Source organism: Neochlamydia sp. AcF84 (assembly GCF_011087585.1).
Classification (GTDB): Bacteria; Chlamydiota; Chlamydiia; order Chlamydiales; family Parachlamydiaceae; genus Neochlamydia.
This window is the reverse complement of sequence record NZ_VJOT01000063.1, coordinates 26928-44816: the sequence shown is the minus strand read 5'-3', so window position 1 is coordinate 44816 and position 17889 is coordinate 26928. Positions and strand designations below refer to the sequence as shown.

Sequence of the window (17889 nt, the reverse complement as noted above, 5' to 3'; positions counted from 1 at the left end):
TTACTTTGGGTGGCTTCCAAACACCCCCTCGGCTAGCACTTGAGCCGTTTTGTCAGAAGGATTTGCCACCACTGCTGAGTAAGAACGAGCTTCTTGATTCACCTGGCTCACCCTTGCTTTTCCTCCTTCTGCACCCATTACTAAGCTTTTTGCATCTTCGCCTATCTGATGATGTTCATCTATAGCGCTCCCTTCCCGGGTTGTTTCCAAAGGTTCAGGAGGCTGCAGAGGGGCTGGAGCGGAAATAACGGAAACTGAACCTTCTAGCTGTTCTTCCTCATCGGCATCTCGCAACGGGCTCAGCAGATTTTGTCCCCATAAATACCCCTTTTGCTCTAATCTAGAAGCGCAAACCAGGCCGATTAATTTAGCACTAATCGATAAATAAAGCTCTTTCTCCTGTTCAAAATAACGCGTTTTTTCTTCTTCGGTAGAAAGAGCACGTAATTGTTGTATTAATTCAAGTGTTTTTCTAGGTTTTTCAGCATCTAAAATCGTAGGGTTTGATTTAATACGCTGGATAATTTTTGCTTGATCATTTAGAAGAGCTAACTCTTTCCGTTTAAAAGTGCTATAAGCATTGTCTCTTACCTGTTTAGCTTTAAGATAGGTAAATTTGGGCAAATCCTTTCCTTTTTTACCTTGGGCTAAACGTTTTATGATCCCATCATCTAATTCTGCATTGCGTCCACTAAAAATAAGGTTAAAAAGTCGCTGTCCATACTTGGCTGTATAATAAGCGATCTCTTCAGGCAAATAATTTTTATGAGTTAATTCTTTACTATGTAAAAGTTTAAAGCCTACTTGCTGGAGAGCCGAGCCTAATAAAGTTTGTTGCGAGATAGGAAGGTCTGCGGCACCGCTTTGCCCATTAACGACATGATACACAGCGGACCGACACACATAAGCTTCATTAGCAAATGTGCTAGCTAGAATTTGACGAAATTGATGCTCTGTTTGCAGCTGAGCTGTTTTTATAATGTTTTGGCGTAGTGAATCTTTTAACTTACGACAACTTTCTTCCAACATAGCGCAGTTCTTTTGCTTTTTTTCAATGATCTCTTGGATATCTGGATCATCACTGCTATCACCTAATCTTTTTAAGGCGGCCAACTCTTTATCTAATGCTTGCTTTTTTGCCTCTAATTCATCCATTAAAGGCTTTCTTTTACTCTTTAAAGCTAGGATTTGTTCATAGCAATCTGTACATTGTTCTAAATGTTCGACATAGAGTCTGTTAAGGGCCGCAATGATAATATCTTGTGCTCGTACTGGTAAAGGATCTAATTGGCTTAGCTGTTGTATTTTAGCATTAAGGGCTTTTAAATGATGGCCGCGTATGTTTTCTACCCCTTGAAAAATGGTATCATAATCCTGCTGGCAAAGTGAGATGTGAGTTCCTTGGGCCTCATTAGGCAATTCTGCCTCAAGAATTTTACCTAACCTTTTTTTAACAAGATCTTTAAATACTTGCCATTCCTCTTGCTCCAAGCTAGCATGCAGGGAGAATAAACTTGCCGCCATTTCTTGAACATGTTTTTGATATTTATATTCTTTAAATATTTTGGTAAATTCTTCTTCAGAAAAAAGCCTCTCCCCTTGAATTAAGGGATTATTTTCTTCATCGTGAAGAAATTTGGGATAGATTTCTTTATCTTTGGCTATGGTATCTGTATAAGCATTAGAATCTCGTTGGGAAGCAGAGGTCATCTTAAATAGCTCTTCCGAGATGCTATAAAAACCATTAATAATAGCGTTGGTAATGTGTCCTTCATAATCGAGCCCTTCCCTTTTAATCCTTGCTTTTGCATGCTCAAAAAAAGAGTTTTCTCCTATAAACGTGGTCAGAATAGAAGTATCAATATCGGAGGTTAATTTGCGACTGCCAGGAGCTTTAATAGCAATCTTGCACTTTTGCGACTTCTCTAATCCTGTAGGCACATGAGCTGTTTTTTGCGTGACTATAAATTCGTACCATTTCGCTGTAAAGGTATACCCATCAGTAGCTGTTCCCGCTATCCTACCTTCTATTCCTGCTGCTAGATTAAAATAAGAAGAAGGAAATATTCTTAAAATGGCTTCTCGGTAGCTGGCATAGTCGACTATATCGCGGTCTTCTATGTGGGCTTGCATCATTTGAGCAGCTTGCTCCTGAGCGCCCGCCTCTAAGCGTAAAGTTGTAACGTAGTGTTTTTTAAGGGTTTCCCAATCGGTGTCTCCTAGTTGTTGAAACCGTTGGATTGCAGAAAAATCTTGTTGAATAGACATAGACATAGTGACCTCTTTGGTTAATTTAATACTATGTTATGAAAAAAATGAGCCTCCTAATAAACTGAGAAGGGGTAATTAATTTCTTCCCATCCTTTGATTTATCCATATTCAAGGGTAGTTAAGAGTTTTAGTTTCATGCAAGTTTTTTTTAATTTGAGCATAGGTCGTAAGTATTAAAAATATTTTTATCGAAGACTTTGATGATCTAGCCACCATCCGGCAAGTTAATTTCATGGAGTATATAATTTTTGAAAAAGGGTCCTCCAACTTGTAACATATGTTTTAAATCAGAATTTAAATTAAGGATTAACCTTTCATACCTTCAGGGGTACATTTTATCAAAAGATAAACAACTCCAAGAACTCGGAAGAGCCGGCACAGGGTAGGCATCTTGGGAGGCTGCCCTAATTGATTAACAATAAAGGTAGATAATCTTTGTAATTGTTGACGCAAGTGACGGTGAGTAAAGATATAGGCCAGCAAGCAAAGACATATAATTACGGCTAAAGCTATAATCCTTTGCTCATTTTTAAATAATGCCCAATAGATTTAGTGACGAGCAGATGCCCTTGCTGCCATCTACAAACACGCCTTGAACTTAAAAAAATGAGCCATTCTTGCTCGGCGGCCCTAGACTGGAAGGTTTTATTAATCTGCTGATGGGCCAATTTTTCTTTTAACTAGGTTTAAAAAATTAAAAACCATGATTTAAACAATCATGGTTTATAAAATTTCTAGTTAGAAATAAGGGCGTCTATTAATCGTAATTTCTATCACGATTAGAACGCTGTCCTCCTCTAGAATAGGAATCTCCACCGTTGCCACGAGGGCTTCTATTATCACGGCCACCACCTGCACCTGGCTGGCGCTCTTGGGCGGGACTTAAATGAAGGTTACGCTCTAAGAAAGGCTTTTCATTAAGCTCGTGAATGCATTTTGCAGCTTCATCATCAGCTTCCATTTCTACAAATCCAAAACCTTTAGATTTGCCTGTATACTGATCTTTAATAATTTTAATGGAGACAACAGTTCCAAAAGCTTCGAAAAGAGGCTTTAAAGTCTCTTCACTTGCTTTCCAGGATAAATTGCCTACAAAAATTTTCTTCATATGGACTCCGTTTTGAAATATTATATTAGTTTTTTACTGTAATTTTTTATTTTTTAAAAGCAAGTATTTAATAAGAAGAGTTAGCATTAGGGTGGTAAGTAACCGCTCTCCTTTGCTAACTTTTACTTAAATGCTTAATTTATAAATTTTTAGATCCTTGTGGCTTACAATCGTAAGGATGTGAAAGAATATTAAAAAAATTTAGCATGAATTCTAGTAATTTAATAAAGTAAGATTATTTTATGTAATTGATAATGCTTTTATTTACCTGTATTTCTAGCTTCTATACTTTATTTAGTAACTAAATCTGCCTACATCATTTTATTCAAGCTGCGAAGTTAAAAAATTGGAAAACCATGGCTTAAAACCATGGTTTTTAGAAATCGTTTAAGATCGATAATCTTATTACTCAGATGCAAAAGATCTATCTCGATTAGAACGTTGACCACCCCGGTGATAGGAGTCCCCACCGTTGCCACGATGACTTCTACCGCCCTGAGGGCTGCCTGCGCCAGCTTGACGTTCTTGGGCGGGGCTCAAGCGCAAATTACGTTCTAAGAAAGGCTTTTCATTAAGCTCATGAATGCATTTTGCAGCTTCATCATCAGTTTCCATCTCAACAAATCCAAAACCTTTAGATTTGCCTGTATACTGATCTTTAATAATTTTGATGGAGACAACAGTTCCAAAAGCTTCGAAAAGAGGCTTTAAAGTCTCTTCACTTGCTTTCCAGGATAAGTTGCCTACAAAAATTTTCTTCATATGGACTCCATTTTGGGTTGGTTAACAACTGCAATATTTAAGTAGAAAAAGAGAGATCTAAAAGAAGTTCTTAAGCGCTAGGAAAGAATGATTTATAAGATAAAGGCTAATTGAAACGAGCCTTTAGACCTTATAAGTAAACTCTGTTGGGAAATCTTGAAAATTTGACATCTAATGAAGCCCAAACATAGTCCCAGAGAAAATTAAAAGATTTAAAATTCTCTAGTTTCATAATTTTTCTTACGACTTTAAATACTTATTAGATACTAGCTCGCCTCATTAAATTGCAGATACTCAAATTATCAGCTTTCTTTAGATTAATGTCTACTGATTTGTAAAATTATAATTTTTAGCCAAGCTGATTTTTTTATAAAAGTTTTATCAGCCTACTGAATTTTATACTTTAATTTTTGAAAATAAAGAAATCTATTCACAAAAGCTTCTGTTAAACCATTAAGGGTTTTAGTTAATAAATCGGAAAAATCTTTTTTTGGTGAAGTAATCAGCTCTTGCTTTTCCCAGGTAATTGCTTGATAAATAATTCCTTTTTCCAAAGAGACACGCTTTAGAATAACAGGTTCAAATAAGCGACATGAACAGCTAGCAGTATAGAACTGGTCGATAGAATCAACTAAAACTAGGACATGAAAGAGAGGTAAGAAAGGCTCGTTAGCTTCAGGCAGGAGTGTTGAGCTAATCCCAATTTTGGCAAGTTTTTCTTGAATATGCGCTTTAACTTCTTCTTCATTAATGTCAAAATTCTTATTTTCACCCTTCACTAGCTCTAAAATTATGTGAATATTAGGTTTTAAGTTATATAAATTATCGCTTCCCACCCACTGATTGTCTTTCCAGCTTACGATCCCTGGCAAGGTAAAAGGGAAGCCCTGACTTAAAATAGGATTTAAAGGCTTTTTAAAAGAAAGAAGAGAAGTTCTTAATGATTCAGAGGCTTGAGCAGTAGAAATAGCCGAAGGAGGATGATTGACTTCAGAAGAAAGGCTTGGTAGATCTGCATAGACCATACTAGCTTTCAACAACACCGCTAAAATAAAAGCATAAGCTATCTTTATCATAGACTTCCTTAAATATTAGTTTTTCATAGAAAAAGACAACAGATTAGAAGAGTTGTCATTATTTATTTTAAAGGATTTAAAGAAATATTCGAATTCTGCGCTAGGCTCCGCCACCGATTTAGACAATACTGATAAAACATACAGTTTATTTTTAGCTAAAAAGGCATGTCCCTTAATAGTATAAGACTCATTAGTAATTAAAAATTCTACATTTTTAATGTCCTCTAGGCTTCCTTGCTGAAACTTCTCTAATCTGTTTCCTGGGTTTGATACCACCATATCATCGACAACCTTTTTCAAAACCTTTTCACCATCTCGTATTTTGTTAACGTCTAAAAAGGATATCACGCTAATCATAAAGACATGATCATTATTCTCTGAGACATACATCTCATATTGCTTAGATTCTTTAGTTTTACTATCTAAGGCTCGATCGGTAGCGTGCTGGGGTAAGGTGGGAAACTTTGAAATAAAGCTTTTAGAAGCTGGTATATAATCTATCCACCCTTCAAGGATAGGCTCGGAAACACTGCTATTTTCGTTATAGGAATTTTTCGAAGCTAAAAACATGTGGTCTACAGTATTTTTTCCATATCCATATAAAGTAAAAGCTCCTATTAAACTTATAATAATACTACCCACTAGAAAACTTTTGAACATAGACCATCCCATCCACTTGTTGTACAATTAAATTTTTTTTATAACGGATCCCTCATAATGCTACAACAAAAATTAAGAAAGGAAAAATTTTTGCTATTCTTATCAGCAAGAAATGCTCGCTAAATCTACTTTACGCCTTTAAAAATATTTCATTAGCTTTGAATGAGAAGCAGATAGATTTAAATAAATTAATTAATTGAAAAACAAGATTTTTACCTTTAATTTTAAGCTTGCTAGAAAGAATAGGCGCTTGGCTTGTATTTTAATAAATCTTACATACCGTCACGGAGGAAGAGGACGATCCATATGAAGGAAAATTTTTCTTTAATCACCCTCCTTATATTTTTACTTACAGCTTGCCAGAATGAAAAAGTGCCTATAAAACAAGAAGCTATCCTTAGATTAGCTTGCGAAGAGTCTGCTTCCAGCATGGATCCACGCTATCCAGCCAACCTGATCACTAGAAATCTTTTGCATATGCTTTATGAAGGTTTGATGAAGATAGATCATCAAGGCAAGGTTATCCCCGCGCTAGCTCTATCTGTAGAAGTATCTGCTGATTTAAAAACTTATACTTTTGCCCTCAAAGATACAAAATGGAGTGACGGTACTCCATTAACAGCAAAAGATTTTGAACAATCATGGATGAGTGTTTTACTCCCTTCTTTTCCAAGCAAAAACCTTGACTTACTCTATATAATTAAAGGGGCAAGAGCATTTAAAGAAGGAAATGGCTCTGCAGAAGCAGTAGGCATTCAAGCATTAGATGCTAAGCATCTAAGGATACAGCTAGAAAATCCTACTCCTTATTTTTTAAAGGTAGTAACCACCCATTTATATTTTCCCGTTCACTCTTCTATAAGATGCATGCAGAAAAAGGAAAATTATCCCCTAGTAACTAATGGCCCTTTTAAAGTTAAAGAATGGAAATCTTCAGCAGAAATTATTCTCGCAAAAAATTCCTGTTATTGGGATGCAAAAGTAGTTGCCCTTGACGCGGTTATCCTTTCGAGGATGAATGCAAACCATGCTTACAAAATGTTTGAAAGAGGAAAGGTAGATTACGTAGGCTCTCCTTTAAGCCATTTACCCTCACAGGCTATGCCAGCCTTAAAACACCAAGAACTATTAAAGATTAAGCCTGCAACAATTATGCATGGGCTGCAATTCAATGCCAAAAACACCTTTCTGAGCAATATCAAAATACGTAAAGCTTTTAACATGGCCCTCAATAGAAAAGTTATTGCTGAGCTAGCTACCCAAGGAGCTAACTCACCTGCCACTGGGATACTTCCACCCCTAGCAGATTGGGAAGCTATAAACTACTATCAAGACAATGATCTTCCAGCAGCTTGGCAATTATTCCAAGAAGCTTTGCAAGAAATGAAAATGGATAAAGATTCTCTTCCCCAGCTTACCTTAACTTATGCTAATACGGACACCCAACGCGCAATTGCTCAAGCTGTGCAGCAGCAGTGGAATCATGCATTTGGTTTTACCATTCAACTACAAAAGCAAGAACCTGAAGTTTTCGCCCGAACTACTGATAAAGGAGATTACCAAATTGCTCTAAATTCATGGTATGCAAGGTTTAGTGATCCTCTAAGCTTTTTAGAAAGCTTTAAAGTTTATAATCCCGCTTTTAGCCAGGAAGAACATACCAAATATGTGGGTTTATTAACTTTTTCTTCCATTGAGAATGATAAGGATCAACGTAGAAAATATTTAGAAAAAGCTGAAAGACTTCTTATGAACGCCATGCCTATCGCTCCTTTGCTTTTTGGGTCTTATACTTATGCAGAAAGCGAGAATTTAGGAGGAATAGGCCTATCAGACCTAGGAATTTTAGACATTAAATATGCCTTTTTGAAAGATATAAATGAAGGTCCCCCTTAATTTTTAAGCCCATTTATTAATTGCGTGAACAAAAGGAAAAGACTTTTCCGCCCACTCCCCCTCCATTAAAAGGAGTGGCTTCAAGATGCTTACACAAGCGATTGTTTAAAAACATAAGAGCAATGAAGCTTGCCTATCTGTTATTTTTGGTTCATTAGAGTAAAAGGCTTGCTAGGGGTTATTTCCTCAGGGCCAAAAAACTGCATAGGGCCAGGACTAATATAATCATCATTTAAGCGCCATTTGACTCTCTCTTGCTTAAAATAATTAAATATAGGGCTTGTTAACTCAACTAATGCTTTTTTAATCACCGGCTTAGCTTTGCCATGGCGTTCTTCTAAGTGAATCATAGAAACAAGAGGCACACCAGAAAGTTCCCAATTTTCTATAGGCTCATTCAATTTTTGTATGCATGCCATATAGCCAGTTGCCCCCGCCTGAATCAATAATGTGGCTAGATGACCTAAAGTATAACAATATTGGCTATCAAAATTAGAAGGTAAGCAAGCGCGACCTTCATAACCACAAAATAGAGGCTGAGGATTAAATTTTACCACGAAAGAATCTTGGGCTAAGCGTTTGGTTAGCTCTTGGCGGACAGTTTCAATAAGAAGACGTTCGGTATCAATTTTAGTTACTTGTACATTGCCATGAGGGTCACGATCCAACAATAGCTGCATTTGAATATCTTCGGGTAAAGTTTGTAAGCTTTGCTGGGCTTTTAAAGAAAGAAAAGATTTAATATAATTAATTTTTTCTTGATTAGGTATTAAAGCTTCAATTTTTTTAGCATATGTTTGCTCTGCGCTTAAAAGTGCATTCAATTCTTTGATTAGGATCTTGCATTCGGGGATAAATTCAATAAGCCCTTCAGGAATCAATATGGCGCCATAGTTTTTACCTATTCTAGCCCGTTCCATTATTAAGTTCGCTATTAGGTGAGTAATATCTTGAAGAGTCCATCCTTGCGCTTCAACTTCTTCTCCAATAAGAGCCAAATTGGGGTGGGTGTTCAGGGCCACTTCCAGCACAATATGGGAAGCTGTTCGCCCCATAAGCTTGATAAAAAATGTATATTTTTCTGCCGATAAAGCATCGATAAGAATATTTCCTACAAATTCAGAATATGTTTTAGTGGCCGAATCAAATCCAAAAGAAAGTTCAATAAATTCATTCTTTAGATCTCCATCAATTGTCTTGGGTACCCCAATTACTTTAGTAGCCATTCCCTGGCTTAAAAAATACTCTGCAAGCAAAGCTGCATTGGTATTAGAGTCATCACCACCCACGATAACTAAACCATCAAGCTTTAACTCTTTTACAGTTTGGGCAGCTGCTAAAAATTGCTCGGAAGTTTCTATCTTTGTTCTACCTGCTCCAATTAAATTAAAGCCTCCTTGATTACGATAAGAAGCTAACATTTCTGCATTAATTTCTATATATTTATTTTTAATAATACCTGCTGGTCCCCCTAAAAAACCAAAGAGCTGGCTATCGACATGTAATTTTTTTAAAGAATCGAATAACCCAGAGGCAATATTATGCCCCCCGGCTGCTTGCCCTCCAGAAAACACAAAGCCTATACGCATAGGAAATTGTTTTTGAATTTGGCTCTTTACGACTTTTAAGGGAGGTTGCTGGTAAGTATGAGGAAAGAGATTAACTAGGGCTGAATCTTTCCCCACTAAATTGCCTGTAGAAACAAGAGCAAGCGAATGGAGGTCATCTAATAAAGGGGGTAACAAAGGTTGATATTCCATGCGGACTTTCTGTAAGGTGCTAGGCATAAAATCTCCTGCTCTATAGATTGCTATTTGTTTCTTCACAAGGTGGCTTTAAACCAATTGACTGTCTCAGCAATAACTGACTCTTGATCATTTTTACGGGTAAAATGATGGTCCCCTTCTGGTATTTTTATAAATTTAGAGGTTGCTCGCGCAGTTGAACGTTTATTTTCGTATAGGCTTGCATGATCTATTTTAACCACGCTATCTTTTAGTCCATGGATATGCAGCAAAGGCACATCGGCTAAGGCCTCTAAGGTAGATGCTAGATTAACATTGAAAAACTCCTCAAAAAATATGGGGCTACCTTGCTGCCCCTCAATGCTTAGCAATTGCTCACGCACCTTTGCAGGTGTATGAACATCATGGAAAATGCGCCAGGCCTCTTGCCACTGTTCGGTGTTATATAGAGGAGCCCATAAAGCAAGGCTTTTAATGTTTTTATGCGAGTGCGCTGCCATGAGAGCTATAGCCGCGCCGAAAGAGCGGCCCAGAACACCTAGACGATAAGGATCAATACGAACATGCTTTTGTAAATAGCTTAAACTTGTGCATGCATCTTTCAACAATCCTTTCACGCTCGCTTCGCAAAAATCTCCATCGCTATCCCCACAACCTCGAAAGTCTATACGAAGGGATGCTATTCCCCTCTTTGCTAATTCTTTAGCTAAAGTGACAGCGGTCCGAAAACGTCCTATCTTATTCCCTGCTAAGCCATGACACATTAAAACACCAGGAACTTTCTCTTCCTGTAAAGGAAGGTGTAAAACACCAAAGAGCTTGTATCCTTCCACTTCAAGAACGATAGCTTCTTTCTCCTCAACTCTTTCCATCGAAATCTTTCCTTTACACTTAAGTCTGTTAAAAGCTAAGCTCCAAAAGCTATGGCTTATATTTCAATTAACTAATTACAGTGCATAGCCCCTATAATAATTTCCTAGCGATATTGGCAGGCAAGATGCAGATGCATAGCCTACCTGTCTATTAGATAGCTTTAGTAAGGCCCCTAACATATTGCCTTTAATGCGTACCAAAGTAATGAAAGGTAGATATGCTTTAGAAGCTAAACCTCTTGCTTCTTCTTAAGCAATCTGATTTAATTTTAATTGCGCGCCTCAACAGCTAGTTCTTTTTCTTTTCTATTCACTTTGGCAATTAAATTGTCTTCAAATGTTTTATATATTACGTCTATAAACCGTGCTGTCAACAAAAAGTTGCAATTATGATCTCTAGCGGATCAAATGGAGAGCTAGAAGCTCTATAAATAAGCATGATAAAAAACTTTGCTGTAACTAGATTTCTTCATTTTAACTATAGATGAGGCCTTAAATCTAGCGAGCTAGAAATAGAAATTGCTTTATTATACGCTTTGAAAAAACTTAGTCTGCATAATCACCCTCTGAAGCATGCCTCTCTACTTAGTTCGAGGGGTTTTTATAAAGTACAGGGCTGCATAAGGAGTATCTCAAAAGCGTATTATTTTTTGTTGTCAATAGAGCACGCTCATCTATAGATATCAGCAAAATCCTATTTGTTCTCCGCCTTGGAAAAAATGGTGCATTAAGGGAGGATTATTCGTTAATTAATCGATTTAGTAAATCTCTGTTTAAAGGACCCGTTAAGCATATTCTTTGGGAGGCTTGTTAACGCTGTTAATACTTTTTACAGCTTAATCTACATCCAGCATGGCTTTGTAAGCCACATCTTCTTTTTTAAAATATTCAAAGCATTTTATGAGTAGTAGAAGAGGCATTTAAGAGCCGATCAAACAATTTTTTTTCAACGGCATAAATTTTTTCCACATTAGTTAGTCTATCTAATCTATTTTTTACGCATGTATCGTGGCTAAAAGTTCTTTTGTTAGTACTACCTATGCTATTTTCTTTTGTATATTCCACGCAGCCTTCCTATATTTTAACTTTTACTCACGGGAGGCAAATAAATGCCTACATACTTACGCTTCCACCAATTGCCTGACTCTTTTTTCTCTTGAGAGGTTGTAAAATGGTATTCATAGAGATTAGCCCGCATATATGTAGGAGGCTTATCAGGAAAAGGATTATTTTTCATCAATTTTACAACTTCTGGTGAATTCTCCATTAACCGATAGATAAAACGTGTAAACCAGGGATTGTGTTTAACTTCTCCATGAGCAGCAAACCAAAGCTGCCAGTCTAATCGCGGCTGATAAGGCGCTGCCTGGCGAGGAGGAATTTTAAGATCCCCAGGCTTCCATTTAAATTCATATGTTTTCCATATCCTACCATCCTCACTTCCTTCCACTTCAATTTCATAACGCTGAGTAGCTAGACGTGAAAACAGGCCATATTTATTGACAAGATAAAATGGACTTATTATTGCAAAAACCCGCTCTACGGAAGGTAAAGAGCGAAAAAGCTGGACGAGTTGGAAAAAATTTAGCACGATTAAAGAGATGGCCAAGATAGAGACTAAAAGAGAAGTAGATAGTTCTCTTGGAGAATTAGAAAGCGGAAGGAACGGTTGCAACCAGGGCAAATAATTATCTTCCAAAAGTACAAAACTAAGAGCGATAGTAAGCCCATTAAAAAAAGTAAAATTACCTGTTAAGGTGAGAATCGATTGGAACAACATAAGGATAAGAAAAGTATAAGCCCTTAAGTCTGGATGAGTAAAAATAAAGAAAGGTAAAATAATTTCAAATAAAAAGACAGCAAGCGTGGATAGTTGTGCAAACCATTTGGGTTGATGATGAAAGAAATAAGCTATTTTATTAGGAAGCGGCTGTGTTTCATAATGATATTGCATGGCAGATAGATTTCTCCATTCCTGGCTCCCTAATAGAAATTTTGCTATCCCTGAAGAAAACATTATACGAAAAAGAATAATCCACAATAAGAATACAGCAATAGGTAAAGGAGGCGATTGTAAAGATAAGAGGAAACCGGCAAACCCTACTTCTAACAATAAAACATCCCATTGAAAAGACAAAAAATAAAGTGAAGGAGAGACATAAGATAAATATAATAAACAAAGAATAAAGAGCATCCAGCTAACAGCAACCCCACAAAGCACTAAGCTTGCTCCTATTATTCCTACTAAGGCCACCCCCTTTAACATTTTGTCCTCCGTATTTATCCAAAATATGGAAGGTGTTCTTAAGTAGTGCGTATACGTTTTGCTCCTTCGTATCCCGTTGAAAATCTCCTGCATAGGAAGTATGCCTTTAGCGCCATATAAACCTTTCACTTGAATAAACAAGGACCAGAAAGCAAGGAAATAGCATAAGCCTAACAATTTGATAAATACCCACTGCCCTGCTATAAAAGTAGCATTTGACTCTATAAAATTTTGCATATATCAGCTTAAGGTGTTAATTATAAATTATTTATTAGTAAACTTCCTAAATAATCTGCTCTAATAAACAAGTGAATTTTTTGTTAAGTCTTTTTTATATTCTTTAATTTCTTTAAAATTTTATCTTCCTTGCAGGCTATAGCTCTGCTATCACTCATGAAAGGAGATAATAATTTTAACTTTTCCTTCCCTAGCTAGGTCATTATCCTTATAGAATTTAGGTCTCCTCACAAAGCAGCTTGTTACAACATTTCTAGCTAGCTTTAGCGGCTGTAAATTTGTTGATGCTATTAGCTAATTTTTAAGCAATCATGCCGAATTTCGTCTTTAACCTTCACTCTTACATCCTTTAAAGAATTAAACCTTAATCCTCGTTTTTATAAAGCACAAGCATCCTCCCTCTCATCTCCAAGAGATGCTCTTTTTTTTGTGCAAGCGCTTAATTCAATAAGCTTAAGAAACATCTTTACTATAAAGAGAAAAGCAGCGTTTTTTTCCAGGCAAAAGAAAGTATACTTGAATTTTCTTTAAAAATTCTTATAACACACCCTACGCTTATGTGCCGAGAGAGTCTAAGAATCTACGCTCGAAGTTCTCGTTAAAAACCATGTTCTTTCTGGCTCAGTCTATGGATGGAGCTGGCCCGCTACTTTTAATCCCCAAGTTTGCTCTTATTGGATTATTAATCTATAAGAAATACTCTAAGTTTAAATGATTTTCATGTTTACATAGCCTCAAGGGATTAAAAGAGGATGAAAGCATAAAAAGCTAGCAAAACTTAACGCTTATAAATAGCTTTAACAAATCCATAGTTCTAGCAAATTACAGGAGAAGAGAGCTGAGAATCTCATAAGTGCTTTCTTTACTAAGCTCTCCTCTCCACCTATCCATTCTCGCGTAAAGCTCCCTATATAGAAGGCAAACATTTCAGTTTCCTGCTAAAAATTGATAAGGGGCTGTATAAGTATTACGCCTCCATTGAGCCCAACCTATCATCTTTAATTCATTTGCCATGATATAAGTATGCTTTCTTATCCGTACTGGCTTAAGAAAAATTCTGTAAGCAAGCATAGCTCCACGTTTAGTTTTCTATACACTATATGGCTTAATTGATTGAGTATAATTTTTTTATTCTTTATCCAATTTGCATGTAGAGAAAACAAATTACACCTTAAGTGCTTTATCATGAGCATAATCTAACTAATAAAAAAGCTATAAGTCCTGCGAGAAGCAAGCTGCGCTGAAACAAAAGAAATCAAGCTAATATTAGAATTTAGAAATATTCCTCCATTCTTACCAATTTTATAGATGAAAGTAACATAAGTGCTGATAAGGAAAAATGGTGAAAAATCACCAAGTAAATGCATATCTTGCTAGAGCAAAATATTATTTAAACATTAAAATATGATGAAGCATTTGAGAGGAAAGCCCTTCAATACGAACGATTTTTAGGCGCGCGGTTTTTCCTTGCACAATTTGCAATGAAGTTTTAGGGATGCCTAAAGTTATGGAAAGAAGCCTAAGCAGCTCATCGTTCGCTAGCCCTTTTTCAGGGATAGCGGAAAGACGTATTCTGAGGCGATCATTTTCCCAGCCTGTAATCTCGCTCTTTTTGGCTTTTAAAACGACTTTAATAGGCAGATAGATGTGACTTGAATTATTTTTAAACATATTGAATATATTTTACTTATTATCCGTTTATATATTAATCTTAAAAGATAACCATAATGTTTCTATCATGTTGATAGATAAGGAGGTTTTTTCCCATGAATATTTTACAAAAGTATCGCATAGCTTTTATTGTGGAAAGCATTTGGTTAATTATTTTAGGAACAATAGCTATTGCGGCCCCTTTCATAGCAACCTTAAGCATTGAATTGATGGTAGGGGGAATTATCCTTTTAGGAGGGAGTGCTCAGCTTTATAAATCTTTTAAAACTATACATGAACCGGGGGGAGCTTTATCGTTAGCCAGCGCAATTATCTCGATGTTAGTGGGTGCTTTCATGCTTATCTATCCTATGGCAGGTATACAAACCCTTACTCTATTAACTACCATCTTTTTTTTGGCTGAAGGCATCACTAAAATAAGGATTAGCCTTGAAATAAAAGGCACACCCAATTGGGGGTGGTTACTTTCTAGCGGAATTATTGCCCTTTTGATGGCAGGCATTATTCTCTCAGGTTGGCCTGAGACTTCTCTATGGATAATTGGGCCATTGGTAGGAATTAATATGACTTTGTTTGGATTTTCACTCTTAGCCCTTGCTATTCACATTCCTACCAATGAGTGATAAAGCCGTGCTGCTTCTATATTGAGCCGCATTAAAGCAATAAAAATTATAAAGGTGGATTTTAAAAAGAATTTAAAGAATTTTGCCTTCATGCTAGCCCCATGTGCTAGGTCAGCCTAAAATATAAATAAAAAAACTTTGTCCAGTTTTATTAAGCTATCTTTAAAAAATAATTTACCCCAGCCGAGTTAAAAAAGTTTAAGAAAACGCCTTTGTTTTTTACCTTTCCATTTGCTTATCTGGCAAAAAGTAATATGATTGCTGATCGAGTAACCCTTAAAAATTTGATTTTATGCCTATTCTTCCTTTATAAATGCTAAAAGCTTCCTTCCTCTTCTAGAGCTTTTAAAAATTCTTAAACCTAATCCTGCTATTTAGCTTGCTTGCCCGTAAATACTCAGCTGCAATAAAAAAAGATTTGCCAGACTATTTAGCCATCTAATATACTCAATTTTTATCCATATCATTCTAGCTTATAGCTTAAATATGCCTGAGCTTCCAGAAGTAGAAACTATCGTACGAGAACTTATCGCGACTGGCTTAGTCGGTAAACAAATTGCAACTGTCTATGTGCAGTGGCCTAAAATAATTGATACCTCGGATGATAAGGTATTTATACATCAAATCCAAGGGCAGTCTATTAATCATTTAGAGAGACGTGGAAAGTATTTGGTATTTACTTTGTCGCAAAGTACTTTGTTCGTACACCTGCGCATGACTGGTAAATTCGAATGGCTCGCCAGCCCGCTACCTATTAAAAAGCATGAACATATACGTATAGTCTTTACGGATGGAACCATCCTACGTTATGAAGACCCCAGAAAATTTGGTCGGTGGTCTCTGTATATTGATCCTCTGGAAAAATTAAGCAGGCTTGGGTTAGAACCTCTCTCCTCTAACTTTACCTGCTCAGCATTAACTTCTATGCTGCAAAAGTATGCTTCTCAAATTAAACCCTTTCTTCTTAATCAAAAGCATATTGTAGGGCTAGGAAATATATATGTTGACGAAGCTTTATGGGAAGCTAAAATAAATCCCCAACGATTGACTAATTCTTTAACTAAAAAGGAGATAAAAGCGTTACACCGAGCCATTCAAAATGTGCTAAACAAAGGGATTAAAAACAAAGGGACAAGTTTAGGTGTAGGAATAGGTAACTACTATAGTGTTAGTGGAAAAAGAGGCGGCCATCAGCATCATTTAAATGTTTTTCGTCAGCAGGGATTAGGCTGCTCAAGATGTGGCACACTTATCATTAAAATGGTGGTAGCTCAACGAGGAACTCATCTTTGCCCCACTTGCCAAAAGAGGGAGATTTTTAATGAAATCCAGCCTTTATAAACAAGTTATTTTTGATTTAGGGGGAGTGCTTTTTTATTGGAATCCTAAAGAAGTTTCACGCCTTCTTAAAGAAAAAGATCCTGATTTTCCTCTTCATATTGAGAAAATTGTTTACACCTCAACGTGGAGTGATTTAGACGCAGGAACCCTTTCTTTAGAGGAAGCTATGCAACAGCTTAGCACTTGCTACCCCCGTCACTATATTGAGCGTTTCGTTAGCCTTTCTTTAGAAAAACTAGTGCCTCTAGAAAAAGGAATTAGCCTTTTAAAACAAGTTCAAGCCCAAAAAAAGCAAACTTTCATTCTATCTAACATTTCAGGGGAGTTTTTTAAGAAGATATCTATATACAAAAGCCTTTTAGATAGCTTTGATGGCGCCGTCTTCTCTTACGAAATCCATACCCTTAAGCCACAAAAAAAAATTTATCAAACTCTCCTGGATAAATATTTTCTAAAGCCAGAGGAGTGCCTATTTATTGATGATTCTTTAGCAAATGTTGCAGCTGCTCAGAAGATGGGTATGGATGCAATCATCTGTCAAGAGCACCAGTATGTGCATGACGAGCTCCTAAGACTAAAAGTTATTTAAATAAAAGCTCTACCGGTTAATTGTTACCCATGTTTTGTTAAAAGCAAACTTATAATAGCCATTTTGCTAACCAAAACTAACAAAAGCTTCTAGCGTCTAGCTGCTAATGTCTCATTAGCATTATAAGGAGTAAAAAAATCTTGTGTTAAACCTTGAGTTTCGTTAATTCTTTATTTTAACAGTTACCTAGGAGTAAAAGCTATGTTACGCGTCACCCCTGTTCTTCCTGAAAAAGCTGGACCTGAGCTTAAACCATTATATGAAGCCCTACAAAAAAAGATGGGGAGAGTGATTAATATTTTCCAGAATATGGGCAACTCCCCTTTAACCTTAAAAGCTTTTCTAGCTTTAAGCGAAGCTGCAGCCCAGACTCATTTATCTGCAAAAGTTAGAGAAGAGATAGCTTTAACTATTGGCCAAGCTAATCAATGTGAGTATTGCGTATCTGCACATACTCTTTCTGCTAAAGCGCACGGTCTTGCTGAGCAAGAGATATTGCTAGCGCGCAAGGGAGAGGCTCAAGAACCTAAAACAAAAGCCATCCTTAAATTTGTTAAAATAGTAGTAGAAAAAAGAGGTAAGGTTTCCGAAGAAGATGTTGTAGCCTTAAAAAATGAAGGTATTTCCGATCAAGAACTTATAGAAATTGTGCTTAATATTGCTGTTAACATGTTTACCAACTACTTTAATAATATTATCGGCACTCAAGTCGACTTCCCACAAGCTCCGCCTCTAAACTAGATATTCAAGGGCTTTCTAATGCAGAGAAATT

Annotated in this window: 15 protein-coding genes; 5 read left to right on the top strand and 10 right to left on the bottom strand. The window is 36.5% G+C overall.

Annotated features, from left to right (window positions below):
- The 5 genes from NEOC84_RS07415 to NEOC84_RS07395 all read right to left on the bottom strand — a co-directional run bounded on the left by NEOC84_RS07415 (position 1) and on the right by NEOC84_RS07395 (position 5877).
- The gene (locus tag NEOC84_RS07415; RefSeq protein ID WP_166157455.1) at positions 1-2274 is read right to left on the bottom strand and encodes a hypothetical protein; all 2274 of its coding nucleotides are present in this window, start codon (positions 2272-2274) and stop codon (positions 1-3) included.
- Positions 2275-3028: 754 nt separating this feature from the next.
- Entirely contained in the window at positions 3029-3379 is a 351-nt protein-coding gene (locus NEOC84_RS07410) for an RNA-binding protein (protein ID WP_166157452.1), read from the bottom strand.
- 405 nt (positions 3380-3784) lie between these two features.
- Positions 3785-4141 (bottom strand): RNA-binding protein, encoded by a 357-nt coding sequence (locus NEOC84_RS07405; RefSeq protein ID WP_166157449.1) that lies wholly within the window; start codon positions 4139-4141, stop codon positions 3785-3787.
- 386 nt (positions 4142-4527) lie between these two features.
- Positions 4528-5217, bottom strand: coding sequence for a hypothetical protein (locus tag NEOC84_RS07400; RefSeq protein ID WP_166157446.1), 690 nt, complete (start codon positions 5215-5217; stop codon positions 4528-4530).
- A 15-nt stretch (positions 5218-5232) separates the two neighbouring features.
- A complete protein-coding gene (locus NEOC84_RS07395) occupies positions 5233-5877 on the bottom strand; it encodes a hypothetical protein (protein WP_166157443.1) in 645 nt (214 codons plus the stop codon).
- Positions 5878-6183: 306 nt separating this feature from the next.
- Here NEOC84_RS07395 and NEOC84_RS07390 point away from each other — a divergent pair, with 306 nt between their 5' ends.
- Complete coding sequence (locus tag NEOC84_RS07390; protein WP_166157440.1) at positions 6184-7773, top strand: peptide ABC transporter substrate-binding protein; 1590 nt, start codon at positions 6184-6186, stop codon at positions 7771-7773.
- A gap of 140 nt (positions 7774-7913) precedes the next feature.
- On the opposite strand, the gene NEOC84_RS07385 is transcribed toward NEOC84_RS07390, so the two are convergent.
- From NEOC84_RS07385 to NEOC84_RS07365, 5 genes are all read right to left on the bottom strand, one after another.
- Complete coding sequence (locus NEOC84_RS07385) at positions 7914-9560, bottom strand: diphosphate--fructose-6-phosphate 1-phosphotransferase (protein ID WP_166157437.1); 1647 nt, start codon at positions 9558-9560, stop codon at positions 7914-7916.
- A gap of 35 nt (positions 9561-9595) precedes the next feature.
- Positions 9596-10390 carry an alpha/beta fold hydrolase gene (locus NEOC84_RS07380; protein ID WP_166157433.1) on the bottom strand — a complete coding sequence of 265 codons (795 nt, stop codon included), beginning with the start codon at positions 10388-10390 and terminating at the stop codon, positions 9596-9598.
- 888 nt (positions 10391-11278) lie between these two features.
- Complete coding sequence (locus tag NEOC84_RS07375) at positions 11279-11455, bottom strand: hypothetical protein (protein ID WP_166157430.1); 177 nt, start codon at positions 11453-11455, stop codon at positions 11279-11281.
- Between the two features lie 16 nt (positions 11456-11471).
- On the bottom strand, positions 11472-12893 hold the full coding sequence (locus tag NEOC84_RS07370; RefSeq protein WP_166157427.1) for a lipase maturation factor family protein: 1422 nt from the start codon (positions 12891-12893) through the stop codon (positions 11472-11474).
- 1386 nt (positions 12894-14279) lie between these two features.
- The gene (locus NEOC84_RS07365; RefSeq protein ID WP_166157424.1) at positions 14280-14564 is read right to left on the bottom strand and encodes a DUF167 domain-containing protein; all 285 of its coding nucleotides are present in this window, start codon (positions 14562-14564) and stop codon (positions 14280-14282) included.
- A 95-nt stretch (positions 14565-14659) separates the two neighbouring features.
- Here NEOC84_RS07365 and NEOC84_RS07360 point away from each other — a divergent pair, with 95 nt between their 5' ends.
- From NEOC84_RS07360 to NEOC84_RS07345, 4 genes are all read left to right on the top strand, one after another.
- Positions 14660-15187: an HdeD family acid-resistance protein gene (locus tag NEOC84_RS07360; RefSeq protein ID WP_166157421.1), complete on the top strand. Its 528-nt coding sequence runs from the start codon at positions 14660-14662 to the stop codon at positions 15185-15187.
- Positions 15188-15673: 486 nt separating this feature from the next.
- Entirely contained in the window at positions 15674-16528 is an 855-nt protein-coding gene (gene mutM / locus NEOC84_RS07355; protein WP_166157418.1) for a DNA-formamidopyrimidine glycosylase, read from the top strand.
- Positions 16509-17117, top strand: a complete 609-nt coding sequence (locus NEOC84_RS07350) for an HAD family phosphatase (RefSeq protein ID WP_166157415.1) — start codon at positions 16509-16511, stop codon at positions 17115-17117. Before mutM ends, NEOC84_RS07350 begins: the two co-directional genes overlap by 20 nt.
- A gap of 201 nt (positions 17118-17318) precedes the next feature.
- Positions 17319-17858 (top strand): carboxymuconolactone decarboxylase family protein, encoded by a 540-nt coding sequence (locus NEOC84_RS07345; protein ID WP_166157412.1) that lies wholly within the window; start codon positions 17319-17321, stop codon positions 17856-17858.
- The last annotated feature ends 31 nt before the right edge of the window (positions 17859-17889 follow it).